The sequence below is a fragment of the Flavonifractor sp. An92 genome (assembly GCF_002159175.1).
Taxonomy (GTDB): domain Bacteria; phylum Bacillota; class Clostridia; order Oscillospirales; family Oscillospiraceae; genus Pseudoflavonifractor_A.
In genome coordinates this window covers 1-16,237 of sequence record NZ_NFGZ01000010.1, presented here as the reverse complement: position 1 = coordinate 16,237, position 16,237 = coordinate 1, and the positions used below count along the sequence as shown (strand labels likewise).

23 protein-coding genes are annotated in these 16,237 nt (G+C 54.9%); all 23 read right to left on the bottom strand.

Annotation, left to right across the window (positions count from 1 at the left end):
* Positions 1-2 precede the first annotated feature (2 nt).
* Positions 3-1,484: a hypothetical protein gene (locus B5G43_RS08640; protein ID WP_087260282.1), complete on the bottom strand. Its 1,482-nt coding sequence runs from the start codon at positions 1,482-1,484 to the stop codon at positions 3-5.
* A gap of 15 nt (positions 1,485-1,499) precedes the next feature.
* Positions 1,500-1,736 carry a hypothetical protein gene (locus B5G43_RS08635; protein WP_071435111.1) on the bottom strand — a complete coding sequence of 79 codons (237 nt, stop codon included), beginning with the start codon at positions 1,734-1,736 and terminating at the stop codon, positions 1,500-1,502.
* An 8-nt stretch (positions 1,737-1,744) separates the two neighbouring features.
* Positions 1,745-2,704: an NTF2 fold immunity protein gene (locus B5G43_RS08630; RefSeq protein WP_087260280.1), complete on the bottom strand. Its 960-nt coding sequence runs from the start codon at positions 2,702-2,704 to the stop codon at positions 1,745-1,747.
* A gap of 14 nt (positions 2,705-2,718) precedes the next feature.
* Positions 2,719-3,483 carry a DUF4241 domain-containing protein gene (locus B5G43_RS08625; protein WP_087260278.1) on the bottom strand — a complete coding sequence of 255 codons (765 nt, stop codon included), beginning with the start codon at positions 3,481-3,483 and terminating at the stop codon, positions 2,719-2,721.
* 3 nt (positions 3,484-3,486) lie between these two features.
* Positions 3,487-3,834, bottom strand: coding sequence for a hypothetical protein (locus tag B5G43_RS08620; protein ID WP_006572426.1), 348 nt, complete (start codon positions 3,832-3,834; stop codon positions 3,487-3,489).
* Positions 3,835-3,839: 5 nt separating this feature from the next.
* Complete coding sequence (locus B5G43_RS08615) at positions 3,840-4,166, bottom strand: DUF5713 family protein (protein WP_087260277.1); 327 nt, start codon at positions 4,164-4,166, stop codon at positions 3,840-3,842.
* A gap of 16 nt (positions 4,167-4,182) precedes the next feature.
* Positions 4,183-4,728 carry a hypothetical protein gene (locus B5G43_RS08610; protein WP_087260275.1) on the bottom strand — a complete coding sequence of 182 codons (546 nt, stop codon included), beginning with the start codon at positions 4,726-4,728 and terminating at the stop codon, positions 4,183-4,185.
* Between the two features lie 16 nt (positions 4,729-4,744).
* On the bottom strand, positions 4,745-5,749 hold the full coding sequence (locus B5G43_RS08605) for a DKNYY domain-containing protein (RefSeq protein ID WP_087260274.1): 1,005 nt from the start codon (positions 5,747-5,749) through the stop codon (positions 4,745-4,747).
* A 4-nt stretch (positions 5,750-5,753) separates the two neighbouring features.
* On the bottom strand, positions 5,754-6,602 hold the full coding sequence (locus tag B5G43_RS08600) for a YwqG family protein (RefSeq protein WP_087260272.1): 849 nt from the start codon (positions 6,600-6,602) through the stop codon (positions 5,754-5,756).
* 23 nt (positions 6,603-6,625) lie between these two features.
* A complete protein-coding gene (locus B5G43_RS08595; protein ID WP_087260270.1) occupies positions 6,626-7,180 on the bottom strand; it encodes an SUKH-3 domain-containing protein in 555 nt (184 codons plus the stop codon).
* A gap of 11 nt (positions 7,181-7,191) precedes the next feature.
* Positions 7,192-7,695 carry a DUF2004 domain-containing protein gene (locus B5G43_RS08590; protein WP_087260268.1) on the bottom strand — a complete coding sequence of 168 codons (504 nt, stop codon included), beginning with the start codon at positions 7,693-7,695 and terminating at the stop codon, positions 7,192-7,194.
* Between the two features lie 13 nt (positions 7,696-7,708).
* Positions 7,709-8,548, bottom strand: coding sequence for a DUF2262 domain-containing protein (locus B5G43_RS08585; protein ID WP_087260266.1), 840 nt, complete (start codon positions 8,546-8,548; stop codon positions 7,709-7,711).
* Between the two features lie 14 nt (positions 8,549-8,562).
* Positions 8,563-9,153: a hypothetical protein gene (locus tag B5G43_RS08580; RefSeq protein WP_087260263.1), complete on the bottom strand. Its 591-nt coding sequence runs from the start codon at positions 9,151-9,153 to the stop codon at positions 8,563-8,565.
* A gap of 12 nt (positions 9,154-9,165) precedes the next feature.
* Positions 9,166-9,786, bottom strand: a complete 621-nt coding sequence (locus tag B5G43_RS08575) for a hypothetical protein (protein WP_087260261.1) — start codon at positions 9,784-9,786, stop codon at positions 9,166-9,168.
* A gap of 4 nt (positions 9,787-9,790) precedes the next feature.
* Positions 9,791-10,870, bottom strand: a complete 1,080-nt coding sequence (locus B5G43_RS08570; protein ID WP_087260259.1) for an ankyrin repeat domain-containing protein — start codon at positions 10,868-10,870, stop codon at positions 9,791-9,793.
* 26 nt (positions 10,871-10,896) lie between these two features.
* Positions 10,897-12,039, bottom strand: a complete 1,143-nt coding sequence (locus B5G43_RS08565; protein WP_087260257.1) for a hypothetical protein — start codon at positions 12,037-12,039, stop codon at positions 10,897-10,899.
* A gap of 97 nt (positions 12,040-12,136) precedes the next feature.
* Positions 12,137-12,637, bottom strand: coding sequence for a hypothetical protein (locus B5G43_RS08560; RefSeq protein WP_087260255.1), 501 nt, complete (start codon positions 12,635-12,637; stop codon positions 12,137-12,139).
* Positions 12,628-12,936, bottom strand: coding sequence for a hypothetical protein (locus tag B5G43_RS08555; protein WP_242960510.1), 309 nt, complete (start codon positions 12,934-12,936; stop codon positions 12,628-12,630). The genes B5G43_RS08560 and B5G43_RS08555 overlap by 10 nt, the downstream gene beginning before the upstream one ends.
* Positions 12,937-13,018: 82 nt before the next feature.
* A complete protein-coding gene (locus tag B5G43_RS08550; protein ID WP_087260254.1) occupies positions 13,019-13,231 on the bottom strand; it encodes a hypothetical protein in 213 nt (70 codons plus the stop codon).
* A gap of 13 nt (positions 13,232-13,244) precedes the next feature.
* Entirely contained in the window at positions 13,245-13,478 is a 234-nt protein-coding gene (locus B5G43_RS08545) for an Imm17 family immunity protein (protein ID WP_087260252.1), read from the bottom strand.
* 18 nt (positions 13,479-13,496) lie between these two features.
* Positions 13,497-14,339 (bottom strand): DUF2262 domain-containing protein, encoded by an 843-nt coding sequence (locus tag B5G43_RS08540; RefSeq protein WP_087260251.1) that lies wholly within the window; start codon positions 14,337-14,339, stop codon positions 13,497-13,499.
* Positions 14,340-14,349: 10 nt separating this feature from the next.
* Entirely contained in the window at positions 14,350-15,732 is a 1,383-nt protein-coding gene (locus tag B5G43_RS08535) for a DUF6138 family protein (RefSeq protein WP_087260249.1), read from the bottom strand.
* Positions 15,729-16,237, bottom strand: a 509-nt coding sequence (locus B5G43_RS08530) for a DUF6138 family protein (protein WP_242960509.1), incomplete at its 5' end; no start/stop codon positions are given. The genes B5G43_RS08530 and B5G43_RS08535, both read right to left, overlap by 4 nt.

The following is a 16,237-nucleotide window of genomic DNA, read 5'->3' as shown; positions in this document are numbered from 1 at the left end:
TTTCAAAAATCTCGCACATGATCAAAGTGTTCAATTAGGGCATCTTTCTGGAGCATATCGCCCGGCAGGGCATCAAGGATACCCCGCAGGGCCATGTAAATTTCATCCCGCTCCTCGGTTTCGATAAAGCCCATCTTGTTGAAGATCTGGGTATAGGCTGCCACCATCTCCAGCGCCTGGGCCTGTGCGTCCTCGCCCGGTTCAACGGCCAGCTTCATCAGCTGGGAACGGGTCTTGCGGTATTGATTGGCTGCTTTTTTCGCAGCGGAGGCGGGGATATGCTCCGCACCGTCCCAGCCTCGGAATGGATTATCCAGGTTTTGCGCCAGCCACTCCGGTTTCCGGGGCTTGGTGATCCGCAGATCCATTCCCGGCTTGCTTTTCCAGAGCCGATTAGCCGCCTTTGCCGCGTCCTCCGGCAGGCTGGTCATCCAGAACCAGCAAAGCTCCGGCATCTGCCCCGGGGTGGGGATGTCGTCCGCCCCGAAGCCGAACAGGTCATAGGTGGAGAGGTTCGTCAGTTCCCGGAACCCTCCCACGGCGAAGAAGTTCCCCAGGTTTCCCGGCGCGCCCCAGAGCCTCAGCTCTTTCAGGCGGGGATGGACAGCGGCCAGTCCGGTCAGATCAAAGTCCTTCAGCTGGATGCCATGCAGCCCCCACAGGTCCGGCAGCTCCGGGTGCGGGCGGTATTCCCCGATAAATTGGAGGGTCAAACCGCTGCCATCTTCGGGGGCATGGATGGTGCAGGCGTCCGGCCCCTTGTTCTGGAATAGGAGCTGCTCCGTTCCCTCACACAGCCACAGTTCCTCCAGCCCGGTCATGTCCAGCATCAGCTTTCTGATGCTGGTGCCCCGAAGGTCCAGGGTCCTCTGGCCGTGGTCCAGCAGAGTCAGCTCATCAAGGAAGGGGTTTCCCCGCAAAAACTCCAGCAGATCCGGGTGCCACCGCTGGCAGATAAGGGTGGAGAGGCAGGGCAGCGCCTCCAGTTCCAACGCCGAATCAAAGGGGGGATACTGGTCCATGATCCGGTGGCTGTTGACCTTCACCGGGATGCCGCCGATCTCCGTCACCCCGTCGCTCTCCATGGCCTCCTTGAAGGCCCGCCGCCGCTCCTCCGGGATGGCCTGCCACCGGATCTGGAGGTACACATCATAGCCGTCACTCCAGCCGCCGTAGGAGCGGCAGGGCTGGTCGGTGAAGGGCGGCAGTGTGCCCACCAGCTTATACTGGGGCGGGACCTCCAACGGCACCCGCAGCAGATGAAGGTCGCGGGACCAGTACATGAAGTCCTTGTAGAGTGGGCGGAGATGGGGCAGTTCGTCCGCGGTTAGAGGGGCGTCTCCCACCCAATCCAGAGAGAGGATCACCGTCCAAGATTCTTTGCTCACCGTGTCCGGCGGCGCAATATAGGCCACCTGACAGGCGGTGTAGCGTTTCAGATATTGGTTGTAGACTGTATAGACCTCTCCGGCGCTGGCTTTCATAGCGCCACGCTCCTCTCATCCGTTCTTTTCCAGATAGAATCCCCATACGCAGTTGGAGAACTCTCCAGCAGCAAAGCGGTGGATCTGCCCGTCAATCTCCACCTGCCAGACCTCGAAGGTATGGTCTTGGTGATAGATCGGGTCTTGGACTTTTACTCGCTTTCCGGTGGTTTGCCAATCGTAGTTAAAGATGTTCACACCGAACAATTTGCATTGACCGTCTGGGCCAAAGGTTTCATATTCCCAAGCCATGTGATGCCTCACAATCCCGTGCGCTGCCAGCCGTCCAGCCGCTCCTGAACCCCGTCGATCCTCCAGCCCTCGCCCACACGCTTCATGAGAAAACGGCGGTCAAAGCCGGTATTTTTCTCTCTGGTGTAGATGTAGAGCTTGTTCTTGGTGATCTGCTCCGCGTCAAGGAATTCTTCCCCGTTGTAGGTGCCCTGGGCACTGTATGAGATGCCCAGAGGCCGGTAGCCCGGACGGGGCTTTTCGCTCACATACTTTTCCCAGATCGCCAGCAGGCGGGGCACAGCCTGGGCATCCTCAAACCCGGCCTGCTCCATGTACTGCTCCCATTCTGTCATCTCGGCAAAGAAAGAGGACAAGATTCTGCGACATTCTTCCGCCGCCTGCCCGTCCAGTTGGGCGGGCTTTTTTGCCTTTTCCCGCTGGAGCTGGGAGAAGTGTTCCATCTGCTCCTTGGTGAATTGCACATGGGCCACCGGCTCAATGCGGTTGTTGCCAGCGATGGCCAGCAGGCCCTCATAGGTAACGGCGGTATGGTCGATCTGGATGTGGGAGAGCTTGGGAATGGAGGCCGCCTGGAGCAGACCGGCATCGTCCAGCCCGGTGCGGTTGAGAGTGATAAGGTCCAGCTTGCAGCCTTGCAAGGCGGACAGGCCGCTGCCGTGGATGGCGGCATTGCCGTCCAGCAGCAGATAACGCAGCTTGGGCATAGCGGAAAAAACGGGAAAACAGGCGTCGGTGAGGGCACCGTCCTCCACGCCGAAGTTGGCCATGCTTTTATGTCCGGCAAAGGGGGCAAGCAGTTTATCGGTCACCGGATAGCCTTTCACATGAAAGCCCACCAGGGGGTAAGCGGCCAGCTGCTCCATGATCTCTGCGGTCAGCTCCGGGACTTCAAATTGCTTTTCTCCGTCTAAGGTCAGGACACCGCTCTCCCAGTTCACTGTCCGCGCCCGTTTCGGCCATTCCATCGCTGTTTCCCTCCTTACGCCTGCTCCTTGTAACTGGCTTCAATGTCGATGAAGCGCACATACACGGCGCAGACCTCGCCCCTTGCGTCATAGCCGAAGTAGACCGGATAGTAGCCGTCCCCCCAGCCAGAGGCAAAGATGGGCAGATTGCAGTCTGTGTCCGGCACCGCCCAGTTGAGCCAGTCGCCGTAGCTGCTCTGATACTTGGGGTGGGCTTTGGCGTTTTCCTCCAGCAAATCGCAGAACAGGTCGTTGTAGGGGTCGATGTCCGGGTCTTCCTCCAGCCGCTTGGCCCAGTAGGTCTTGAAGGCCGCCTGGGTCTGGATGTCCGCAACGCAGCCCATCCCGGCATCTACGCCAAAGCCAAAATAATCGTCCTCGCCCAGTTCCTCGTCCAGATCCTCTTTGCCGGTCATGCCCAGCTCATAGCGGACAGGCTTTTCCCGGCTGACCTCAACCTTGACGCAGGCGTAGCGGTCGCCGTATTTTTCACTGGGTACCACGCAGATCTTCACGGGATAAGTCCCAGCGGGAATTGTTTGAAGAAAGGGCGGCGTATCCTCCAGCTCCACCAGCGGATCGCAGGCGAAAATTGTTCCGGTAGGGAAGTGGACGGCACCAATGTCCAGCACATCCACGCCCATATTCCCAATCACTTTCTCTGTGAAATGAGCGTCCAGGTCTGTTTTGCAGGCCAGTTTGTCTTTGATGGATTCGTATTTGTTCAGCCACTCGGCAGTCGGCATGATGATTTCCTCCTGTTGATTCGATTTGAGCATCGGTCAGCTCTCTACAATGCGGACCTGTTTTCCTCCAATTTCAATTTCCAGCTTTACGCCATAGTCCGCCGCCCACGCAGGACACTTGCTGAGCAGAGCCAGGATGTGCTCATCCGGCTCCCGGCCAAGGGTCACACGCAAAATCACGGGCCAGCCACCATACTCCTTTTGAAACTCCTCACTCTGGGTGTGGTTCAGATAGCCCTCCATCTTGTCGAGCAGGGCCTTCTGCGTTTCCGGGGAGCCGTCAATAAAGCCATTGCAGACCAAAACCATTACCACTTCTCCCGTTTTGGTTTCTGCCAGAATGTCGATCTTATCCAGGTCGCCAAACATATTTTCAATGGACATTGTTTTCACCAGTCCCTTTCTCGGATGGCCTCCTCAATATCAATCGGAATGCCGAACCACTCCAGAATGTAGGCCACAGTGACTCCAATACAATCCCGGGCCACCGTTTCGATTTCGCTGTCGTTCTCGTCAAACTCCTCTTGGAGATCATTGATGCCGCAGACCGCCTCGTCCAGTGTCTCCTGCACCACTTCGGTGTCGGTTTCGCCGCTCTCCAGCAGGTCGATGACCTTCTGAAGCTCGTCCTTTACCTTGTCCACCAGAAAGGCAGGATAGTAATCGTCCTGATACATCTCGTCCAGCAGTTTGTAGTTGGGATCAAATGCTTTCATAGGGATTGCTCCTTTCTCATTCAAACATCAGGCCGTATGATTCGGTCAGGCTGCCATCATCCTCATGGAAAATACACTGATACAGAGGCTGTCGCTGTGTTGCTTTGCGGAACCGCTCCAGAACCGGAGCCAGCGGCTCATCGGTAGGGATGCCGAGAGCATCAGCTACCCGCCGCCAGCTGTCCATATCCATATCTTCCAAGTTGATGTTGCGCTGCCTCTGTCCGTATTCCTCCAGTGTTTTGGAGTCTGCATACTCCTTTGCGTCACAGCAGTCGTGCCAGCAGATACAGCTCACAATCAGTGAAAAAAGGTCATCCACGCTCTCAGCCAGACGGCCTGCCTCACCTTCGCTGCTGTAATAGCCGATGGAGCCATCTTCCAACAGGTGGTATTCTCCGCCGGAGCCATCTCTCGCAAAAGCCATACCGGGCAGTGTGAAGGTTGCTCGACCATCCGCCTCATCCCTCGGAAACAACTCATCCAGCAGGAAGAAGTCAAAAAGGGAATCAAACTCCTCTGCTAGATCAGGGTCATCACGCAGTGCTTTCAAATAATCCATAGCCGTATTCCTCCGTCTACTGTTCTGCTTTTAACTCATGCAGCCTTTCCAGCCACAGCGGTTCTTCAATCATCTCATCGTTTTGGTAAAAATGTTCCTTGTCACGGGCCAGATGATCGGCAAGCGGTGGTGCGTCTGGCGGGGTGCATACCGTAAAACTGTCCCGATCCGCCCCCTTAATCTCCCGGTTGAGGTAGTACACCCGCCTGGCATCGCGGGAATACCAGTGACTGAGCAATTCCCATGAGGGCAGATCTGCCTTGGGAAGCTGCTTACCGTAAGCATAGATCCGTTTCTCATCCCTGGCAAAATAGGTGTCGCCCAACGAGCGGAAAGAGGAAACTTCCGTGCCTTTGATGATCTTAACCTTGCCGTCTCCGTTGTGGAAGTAGACCTGCCGGCTGTCCTTTGCATATCCCTGTGGCGCACCCGAATCGTTCTGGCCGTTGTCTAATACCTGGAAGGCTGCCAGCTCTACATCTGGGATTCTCCCGCTGGTGGTGTAGACGGCTGTTTTGTCCATCGCGTAGGCATAGTTTAACACCCGAAACGATGCCGGGTCTGCTCCACGCAGGCGAATCCCGCCGAGAAAGCAGGCCGTAGAGGATTTGCCCCAGTAACGCCAGCAGCAGAAGTCTTTGGGCGAAACACCCTTCAACAAGCCGTTTTCATATAGGCCAGAGAAATATACGGCTCCATCCTGAAAGAAAAACTCATTGTCCACCGGCTCTATGTTTGTGATCGGCTGCAGCAGTTCTTCGTGATGATCTGTTATGCTCAGCTCGATTTCGTCGTCGCTATAAACTAAGTAGAGCCCATGAGGGGCCTTTCTGTCGAAATGCAGTTCAATGTCATGATATTTGAGGATCAAAGGTTTTCCGTCGCTTCTCATGGTGGAAACAGCATTGGGATTCCCGAAGATTTCTATGACCTCATCCTGCGATATTCCGAATTTTATCGGTGAAATGTCCCGCGGATTCTGCAATATTTGATTGCGCCAAATTGTAAAGTCCTGTTTCATATTTTTAACAGCACTGGAGGATCAGCCAGATCCGGTCAAAGCGGCGGGCTGCCAGATCCTCTTTGGTGATATAGAAATAGATGTGCCCGCAGTCTCCGAACATCAACTCGAAGTCACCCTGCTCCACGGTATCCATCTGGAACAGCAGCATCCAGCGGTCACGGGCCGTTTCTTCCGCCCGCTGACGAACCTCCTTGGGGATATTGAGCCAGCCGTCGCCCAGATAGTAGCCCTGGGATACCAGGTCGCACTCGTCAAACATGCTGTTCTGGATCACATCGGGCCAGCCCAGCAGCTGGGAACGGTCATCCGGGTCCTCTGAGTCCTCGCCGGTCAGTTCCTCCCATGCATCGTCGAAAGCGTCGTCATCCTCCTCATCCGGGAACACCTCGCTGAAGTCCTCCCAGGAAGGATAGGAGTATTTTGAGTCCATCTTGATTTTGACCATAGGAAATTTGAAGTCTTCCTCCATATCCGCCGGGAAGTCAGCGGCGGACAGCGCGGACATGTCCTCGAACCAGTAGACGCGGGCACAGCCCTGATCCTTGGGGTCATAGCCCCAGCACTGGGTATCCGTCTCATAGAAGAAGGAGAGCAGGCCGTGATCAGGCAGAAGATGCTCTTTGTCAAACTGGGCCAGCTCCGCACAGTTGAACTGAGCCAGGAAAGTGAGAGGACGATCCTTCACCACATGGTCATAGCTCTCGCCCTCATAGGTGGGCCAAACGAAGTCCGGCGGCACATCCGGCTTCCCGCCGAAGCGGGTAGCGCCCAGTTTGTATGTTTCTTTTCTGGCAATTTTCAGCTGAATGCTGTTTCTGCCCAACGACTCCAGTTTCTCTTTGATGCTCATGTCAGTTCCTCCTTGAAGAGTTCTTACAGCTTTCCATCCAGTGCCTCAACCGTTTTCATGGCAGCGGAATCAAATTTACACTGCCGCAGGTCCCGTTCGATCAGGGTAAACACATCTGGAAAGCACTCGATCTCATCCTGATACTCATATTTCGCATACAGTTTCCCGTACTCGGAGATCCAAACCTCCGCCGGGTAGTAGTAGCCGATATGACCGATGGGCTGGCATTTTTCACCGGCAGCCTGTTCGATCTCTGCCAGTTCACAGCCGGACATATCCCGAAAATAGGCTTCTTCCAAATGGTTTTTGATCCCGTTGACCAGGTAAGGAAACAGAGCGAATTGGAAGTCAGCCGCCCAGTTCAGTTTTTTCTGCTCCAGATACCACTCACAGCACAGGCCGAAATACTTGCGGTAAAACCGCTGGGTGGTCTTCATCATCGGGACGCCATGCTCGGCGTAATACTTCTCCGCAATGGAGATGTCCACCTTTCGCCCTTCCTGCCATCCGGCGTACTCCATCAGCTGCTTGACCTTGCTTTTGAGATCGCCGGAGATGGAGATGCGTTCTTTGATCATAGGGTATCTCCTTAGCTCTCATGTGTGATATAGAAAATCTCCTTGTTTAAATCAAAGTAAATCACCATCAGCTCGTCGGTGATCTCCGGATTGAAGGACAGATCAAGAATAAAAACTTGCTGATCCATCTCGCCATCCACCAGACTGCCGAACCGCTTGAGTTTCAAAAAGTCCACCATCTCGGCAAAAGACAGCTTTTCCGGGTCGGTTCCCGGAAAAAGTTCCGCCGCAATATCCGGGCCTACATCGTCCCGGTGGAACTCCATGAAAAATGTCACAACGCTATGGTAGCAGCTGTCCTCGTCCGCCAGCGCCGCTTTGATGGCGGCTTTGGCCTTTTCCGCCAATTTCTCCGCCTCATCCAACATTCCTCCCACCACATCCATGGCAGCAGGATCAGCAGTCAGTTCTTCCTCTACATCGAAGAGAAAGGGCAGTCCCGATTCCTCGGGAAAGTTGAAGATTTCCTCGCCGGGTGTATATGTATAATCAATGCGTTTACAGTTCAGTTTCATAATGTTATCCTCCTTACCCCTCAATGTTGGCAGTTTTGAGGCCCTTTTTCAAGGAGCCGTAGACCGTCACCGCATGGTCGGTGAACATCTCGTCGCAGTCAAACCAGGCGGTGAAGCTGCCGCCGGAGGTGACGGACAGGCTCGTCAGGCTGATCCGCCGGGTAAGTTCTTCCTCTGTGATGGGGTCTGTTTCCGGATCGCGGGGGTTTTCCTCATCCTGGGAAAGCCAGTTGTTAGCCAGTTCGGTCAGGTTCTTTGCTGCAAGCTCCCGCATGGCTTTGTCCCAGGTTTCACAGTCGGCCAGCAGCTTCTTGGCGGCGCTGCGGGCACGGGTCCAGGATGGCTTGCTCTCAGCATTGACCTCCAGAGAAAGGCTCACATCCTTTCCGCACCACTGGATTTCGCCCTCGAAGGTATCATAGTCCTTGTCCAGTGTCAGTTCTCCCAGCACCTGGTCCTGGATCACCACCGGCTTGTGGTACTCGTCCAGAACGGCCTGAAGTTCCGGGCAGTCCTCATGGGCATTGACTATCTCGGAGATACACCAGGGGCGCACCACCAGATCCTTTGCCAATTCTTCTTTCATCCGGCGGATCTTCAGGCGACAGATCTGCTCCTTGCCAAAGCGTCCCCAGCCCTTGTCGCTATTGCGTTCCTCCTCGGTGACCGGCCAATCCAGTCGCTCCTCTTTGGTGCTGACCTTGCCGGTGTCACAGAACATGATACCCAGTGTCTGGGCGGTCATTTCCCAAAAGTTGCCTTTCCAGTTAAATCCGCCCCCAATGCAGCGATTGATCAGAGCGACCACTTCCTGCTCCTCGGGCTCGTACATCTCATAGAATCCTTCAAACATCGCTGTAGCCTCCTTTACAGCAGTTCCAGCACCGCGTCAGCAGGCTTGGCAAACTCTGCCGGGACTTGCTCCAATACATCCTGGTAGGCTTTCACCGCTTGCCAGGAATAGTAATAGAAGCTGTAGAACAGGTCATCGGGAAAAACCTCGTCCTCCTCGTAGCGCATCTCATCTTCTTCCTCGTCGTATTCCTCCGACCACAGGTATTCTTCCTTCAGCAAATCGGAGAACAGCGGCAGCGCCTCGGCGTGCTCCATCTCATCTCCGTCGTGAAAGCACTGGAGGATGCAGGAGAAGAAGTCCAGCAGTTCCCCGGCCAGGAAATGGGCCACAGGGTTCTGCCCGCTCTCTGCAAGGGCCTTCTCCAGAATTCGGCACAGGAACACCATGCCAAAGGGGGTAGTGTGCCACAGGGTACTCTGGTGCTCCATGTTGGTGGTAAGCTCATAGAGAGACTCTTTGACGGACGCCAAATCACGCATCTGCTCCAGCACTGTCAGGTGTGCGGGAAAATCCGTCCCCCGGCCATAGGCGGTGGTGAGCCGGTGCCACGGGACATCCGTGACCTTGAGATGGGTGATGTAGGTTCTGTTTTCTTCTGTCATGTTGTCGCCCCCTTATCCCGTTATCTGGCTGCGGTACTCCTTCTCCAGAGCGGTGTACCACCGTTTCAGCATGGTTTCCAGACTGCTTTTCCCGCCTCGGTCTGTAAAAACAAGGAACTTTTGCATCAGTCTGGGGAATAGATATTTGCCCGCTGTTGTCAGATCCTGATTGAGATAGACCATCCGCAGGATACGGCCCTGCCGGTCCAGAGGATTCTTTTTCAGCAGCTCCTTTTCAAAGCAGAAGCGCAGGAAGACCACATTCTCGTCGTAGAAGTCCTCCACCACAGCCGCGCCAATGCTGGTGTATGTGATGTCGTACACCAAACGGCTCCAGTCAAATTTCTCAGCATAGAGCAGTTTCAGCGCCTTTGCCCAGTGTTCCTCCGGGATCACCAGCATCCTGTGCTGGGCGGTACTGGAGTAGCCACGGTAGACGGGTTCCGGCTGCCCCAGGAGTTCACTCACACTGTCGGCGTAGACGAAGCACAACTCCTCATCGAACAGGCCACCGATGAAGTTGCCGTTGCAGTACAACATATAATTCTTGGACTTGGCTGGAGAATAAGAAAGGCTATATTCCTGCGAGTCCAGGCTTTTATGTACCTTGTTCAGAAAGTCTATTGATGTCATGGCTTTACTCCTCAAACTCACCCTCGATCATCCCGTTCAGATACCGGCCGGGATTTGCGATGAAGTCATCCCATTTGGCCAGAGGGTGGAATTCCTCATGCTCGATGTCCAGATACCACAGCTTTTTGTCCCTGGGGCTCCACAGCAGCAGATAGTCGCTGTAGTTGTCCATCTGCACCATCAGAGAGAGCAGCTTCTTCCGTTTCCAGGTCATCTCCTGCACATCCATGAAGGAGTAGAGCTCCGCCCACTTCACCCATTCCTGATCCGGGAACTCCAGCCGCAGGGGGCCGGTCTTCAAGTATTCCACCAGCTTGGCGGGCAGCTTGTAGGGCATGAGCTGCCGGATCTTTTCCTGCTCGTTGTGCCATTCCTCTGGCTCCAGGGCCTTTAGATAGTCGGCCAGCTCCTGATTCTTGTTCTGCACCGCCACAGTGTAAGGCCGGTCGCCGTATTTGTCAGCAATGGTGATGTCAGCCCCTTGCTCAATGAGCCAGCGCACCATGGGAAGATTCTTATGCCGAGCCGCTTCGGTGACAGCGGTGGGGGCGTTCGGAAACACCATGTCCGGCTTGTGGTAATTGATGTCTGCCCCTTTTTCCAGAAGCAGCCGGGCAAGTTTGGTATTGCCATCGGACACAGCGGCCCGGAATGCCTCGCCGCCAAACTTCTCCACCGTGATCCCGGCTTGCTCCAGTACCTGGATATTCTCCGCTCGCTGTCCCCAGCGCACTTCCTGGAAGGCACGCTCTTTCTGCTTCGGAGTGAGTTTTGCGGCCTGTCCAGCAAAGAGCGCCACCACCTCCGGCCCACAACAGCGGGCGGCGGTGAGCAGCAGGGGCTGTTCCTCTGCCAGACCGGGATCGGCTCCATGCTCCAGTAGGAAGTGAATCATGGGCACATCATTCCGAAAAACCGCAATCTCCAATGGCATCAGCTTGATATATTCGCTGAGCTGGATGGGAACATCCAAATCCAGACCGCCCTGGAGCAACGCCTCCAGCTTGGGAGTATCATGGTCACAGATGGCGGCAGCCGTTTCCGGGAGGGTCTCCCAGCGGCCAATATATGCAATTTGGTACATAAGGCACCTGCTTTCTCGACTTGTACTCATTCATCCCCAAACCGCTCAGCAGCGTCTTTGTAAACAGTGATGCTCTTAGCCACCTTCTTTTTCTGGCTACGGATGCGGAAATAGTCCCACAGAACGCGCTTCAGTTCCGGGTTCTCCACCTTGAGGGGCAGCAGGCTGATGAACATTTCGTCGTAGCTTCCATATAGCACACCGCCCCGGTTGTAGGTCTGCCATGTCACCGTAGGTTTGCGGCCCTCTGGGTCCTTGGCCAAATCAAAGAGCCACCGCTCATCCAGATCCACATATCGTTCAATCATAAACCTTGTGTCATAGGTTCCATAGCTATAATCCCCCCAGAAAATCAGAGCAATCATTCCATCCGGGCCCAGGCGTTCATAGGTCCAGTCTTCCGGATAACAGCGGTAATGGAGCATTCCCAGCGCATGGAACAAATAGCCTTTTTGCGGCGTATCCAGAAGGGGTGAATAGGTCTCGTACACCTGCTCCTTGGGCTGGGTGATGATCGCCTTCATAAAGACCGGCATCAGCCAGCTGCCGCCATAGCGTTCATTCAGCTCATCAGCCAATGCTTGCAGTCGCTCATCCGAGTTGCGGATCAGGGAGGCGGTAAGTACCACAGCGGGAATTTTCTCTTTTTCCTTGGGTGTGGCATCCCAAATGCGAAGCCCGTCCGTGATCCACCAGGAGGTGCAGTCATCATCGGAATAAACAGGCGCGCGTTTCAGCTGGGCGATCCGCTGGGTGTTCTCCGCCAGAAAGCGGTAGACCTCCAGCATTTTGGGCGAGGCTTTCCCCAACATCAAATGGAGACAGAAGTTCAGTTGTTCTATATTCAGTGGCTTTGTGTCCCCCTCGTCCAGCAGCTGGGAGAGAGTCTTCAGAATAACTGGGGCAATCTGCTCCGATACACAGTCGGAACAGGCATCCGACATGATATTGCTGCCCATCCATTTGCCCTTGACCAGCTTGGCCCACAGTGGGGCAGCAGGGGCATACTCCAGCTGCGCCAAAGCCTTTTGAGCAGCCGTTTTGCATTTGCCCTTTTCTGTATTCACAAGCTGGAACAGCAGTTCGCCGTTTGCTTCATCCTTGCCCAGCTCCAAAATGGCCTGTTCTCGCTTTACGCCCTTGGGAGGCAGTTGTTCCAAAGTCATCATTCATTTTCTCCTATCCCACAATGGTGGTTTCCTTGACGGCCAGATTGTCGCAATTCATGGCGATCAGCTTCCCGGCGGCCTCTGGGGTACACATGAACTAGGTACTCACGCCCCAGGCGTCCATCCTTGTAACGGTGAAAAAGTCGGTTTGGGCAGAAGTAGGTTCTCTTGCGTCAATATAGTAGTCGGAGTAGAGATACACCAGATCAACCTCTCGCTCCGGCAGCCAATTGGCCCGGCGCGCACGCGGTTTGCCATTTTTCAGAGTCTTTTCTCTGGGGTTCTCAAACCACGCCAGTTCCTTGAGCTTCAGACCGGTGAAGGTATCCATGAGCCGCTGGGCAATCTCCCGGTGGGTAAATACTCCGCAGTCCCAGGAGCCCATCAGCCATGTCTTTATAAAGTCGCCCACCTTGCTGCCAGGGGCAGGCGGCCCGTAGACGCTCTCATCCGCCCACATGACCTCTATCTTTTCACATTGATCTGGCTGAGGACAGGACTGCTTGTTGCCATAGCGGTACATGATATTTACATAGCCATAGTCTTCGCCGGTTCGGTCATGACCAACGGCTTCCACTTTATAGGCAGTTATGGACATTGCAGTTCCACCTCCTGAGCCAGTACAAATCCGCACAGCCCAAGGGAAGAGTCGATGACAAATACCCGGATGTGCTCCCGTTCCATGCGCTTCCGCAGTTCCTCGATGCTGCAGCAGGCGGGAAAGCCGTAAGAGATGGTCCCGCCCAGCAGGTCTTTGTACTGTTCAAAAAAACCGTCCACGGTGATCTCATCCATGCCGAAGAGGATGTTGTCCTGGATCACATTTTCAAACCAGTGGGCCAGCAGGCCGGTGAAGCGAACGGATACTTTCTCTCCGGCCTCAGTCTGGGTATCCATGTGCAGGGTATGGGCTTCAAAGTCAGCGCAGTAGGCAGGACTCTGTTGTCATGCAGGCCATCAAAAGAGCAAATCAGCGTACTCATAGGGATTCCTCCTCGTCCATGAGCTGCTCCTGGACCTCTTTGGGCAGGTCGTTCCATAAAATGTCGTATGTAAAATCCCGAATCTCCGGGTAACACTCCCGTGCGGTCTTATCTGCCGTTTCTCGATCCAGGTAGTGCATCTCTTGGTGGAAAAACCAGTTGAGCTTTTCCATCAGCCGATAGAGGCGGATTTGTTCTTCTTGGGTCATGGGACACAGCCTCCTAATTCAGTGCCATTACAAGGCTCCAGATGCTGACCACGATCAGCACGATTCCCAGTAGGAAGAAGATCACCCGCCTGGAGCCGCGGCCATAGCGGTGAGAGTCCGGCTTACCGGTGGGGTCGCAGAGCCAGTTCCAGTTCATGATGGCCCCAATCAGCAGGACAGCGCCGATGATCAGGGTTACCCAGTTCCAATGTTCCTGTAAAAAACCCGTGATCTGCTCGCTGTTCATTTAGGTTTCCTCCTCTCCTTATCCCTGTATATCAGCGTCAACGGGGCCTTTTTTCAGCGTTCCATTCACCGTGACCACATGGCCCCAGAACATATCGTCGTCCTCATACCAGGCGGTAAAACGCCCACCCGGAGATACTGTAAACTCAGTGAGCAGGATACGCCGGGCGAACTCATCCTCAGTGATGGGGTCTTTCTCCGTGTCCCGGTCGGTCTGGTCATTGTCCGCCAGCCATTCGTTGGCCTGAGCAGTGAGCTTCTGGGCAGCCATCGCCCGCAGGGACTTATCCCAGGCTTCCTGATCTGCCACCAGTTTCTTCATCACATTGGTAACGCGGGTCCAGGATGCTTTCTTTTCAATCTCCACATCCAGTGAGATCTGGATGTCTTTTCCCATCCACAGGCAGGATCCGTTGAACATACTCATTTCACGATCCAGCGTGAGGGTTCCCAGCACTTTGTCCTCCAGAAGAATGGGCTTTGTGTACTCCGCCCAGATCTCCTCCAGTGCCGGACAGGGTACGCCTTCCTCCAGTACCTCCGTGACATACCACTGAGGTTCGTAGAGGGCATCACCTTTCCAGCCGCGGGCTTTGATCCGGTAGATCTGGCCCTTGGCAAACCGCTTGGAATATTCGCCGGCTTCCCGCTCCTTGTCCGTCAGCGGCCAGCTCAGGTAGCATCGACCGGAGATCACCTGTCCGGTCTGGACATCCGCCATGGCGAGGGCATGGGTATGCGCCGCCCAAAAGGTATCCAGAAAGGTTTTGTCTGCGCTGACACCGTCCTGGATCAGTACCAGTTTTTCCTCATCTTCTGGGGCGTACAGGGCAATAAAGTCCTTGACCGTTCTCTTTTTCATGGCGTTCTCCTTACGCAAATACCTGCTGGTATTTCTCTTTCAGTTCCTCGGGCGCCGACTTGATGACCTTGCTGCCGCCGTTTTCAGAATCTTTGCCCCAGATGGCCCAGAGCAGGCTCTGCCAAGCGATGGCCCGGAATTTCGGGTCCTTGTCCTCTTCCGGCAGGAGATAAGCAGAAAAGCGGCGCTTGACTATCAGCAGCGCATCCAGGCTTTCCGCATTGGCAATCAGGCTGTGGAATTCCTTGGCAGGCTTCAGCCACTGCATAGACAATGCGCCCCGTACCAATACGCCCAGTGTCCATGTTTGAAAACCAAACTTCCGGATCAAGGCATGAAGGAATTTCTCTTGCAGTGAGGAGTGCTCGTCATCGCAAAGATCCAAATACTCCGCCACCAGCGGCGCCCACGGTTCTCCCTCCAGCCCCAGGGCGAACACGGCAAAGGTGCCAGGCATAGCACAGGCTTCGTCCGCGAGGTTTTGGTACCACTCAAACTCCCGCATAGCCAGACGAGCGTATCGCTCCATAGCCGGATGCAGATTGGGGTGCTGCACAGCGCAGGCAAAGAGCTGATTGACTCCCTTCTTGGGCAAGCCGGGAATGGGCAGATAGATTTTCTCCTTTCCTCTGAACTCCACCGAGTAACTGCGGGGGAATTCCTCCTGCTCCAGCACCGCACACAGGTAGTCCAGGATTTCAGCATAGCACTCCTCAGTGGAATCCCTGGCGGTAATGCGGATAGTAGCAAACGCATCATTGGCCGATGCAGTGAAATGCTCCGTCTTACGCTGCTGGATGTCCCTTGGTAATTTGCCGCTGCCGGCTGTTTTCATCTGCTTCACCATATCTGGTCGAAGCTGGGAAACCAGACCGAAGATGTGTTCGCTGGTAAGAGATTCAAAACTTTGCCCATACACGGTATGGCAGACCGCCACATAGCAGGCAAAGCGCAGCAGCCCTTCGTCCACATCCTCCGGGCGCAATTCCGGCCATACCGTGCAGGGTGGAAAGACAGTAAACCCATCTTCCCGCTCTCCCACAAGGAAGAGCCGCTCCTGTACCTGCTTTTCTATGTACTTCTCCAATGTATAGCGGATCTCCTGCCAGCCCACCAGCCGCCGCATGGCATCACAGAGGGAAATAGCATCCTCGTAGGGAAATCCCTTCAGGGGCAGCTGGGAAAGATACCGCTCCAGCAGTTGATCCGGGAGAAAGGGTGTTCCATTATGATTTCGCACCACGGTCGGGTAGGCGGAGTGATTTTCACGGGCGGTGCCGTTCAGCACATCCCGAATGCAGAGATCCGCCTCCGCCAGTACCTCCGGTGAAGTGTCCGGCTTTTGGATCAGATAGTAGCGGTCATGCACGCCGTCGCGCTTTGGTAAACTCATAGCAGGCTACCTCTTTCTTCCAGGCTCTCCGTTATTGGAATAAAAATCTGCCGGCAACGCTCTTTCAGTTCCTCTGGAGCTGTTTCCACCACTTTCTGACCACCCTTGGCGCTGGCTTTGCCCCAGATCACATAGCAGACCGTTTCCCATGCGTATTGCAGCACTTCCTCCGGGCTGGCTTCTGTTTCCTCGGCGGGTTCCTCGTCCTCGTCATCATCGTCATCCTCGTCGGAGGAAAAACCGCTTGGAACGATCTCGGACAGATGGATTTTTGCCTCCAGCAGAGCGTCCAGACTTTCTGCATTTGCCATCCACGCGGTATAGTCCTTGGAATACTTCATGTTCTGCATGGACAGCACCCCACGGACAAATATAGGGACGGTATCGGCGGTAAATCCGAACTGTTTCACATACTCCCGGAGGAATTTTTCCTGTAAGTGGGAGTGCTCATCATCACAGAGATCGAGATAATCCCATACCAGCTGCCGCCACTCTTGCCCCAGCA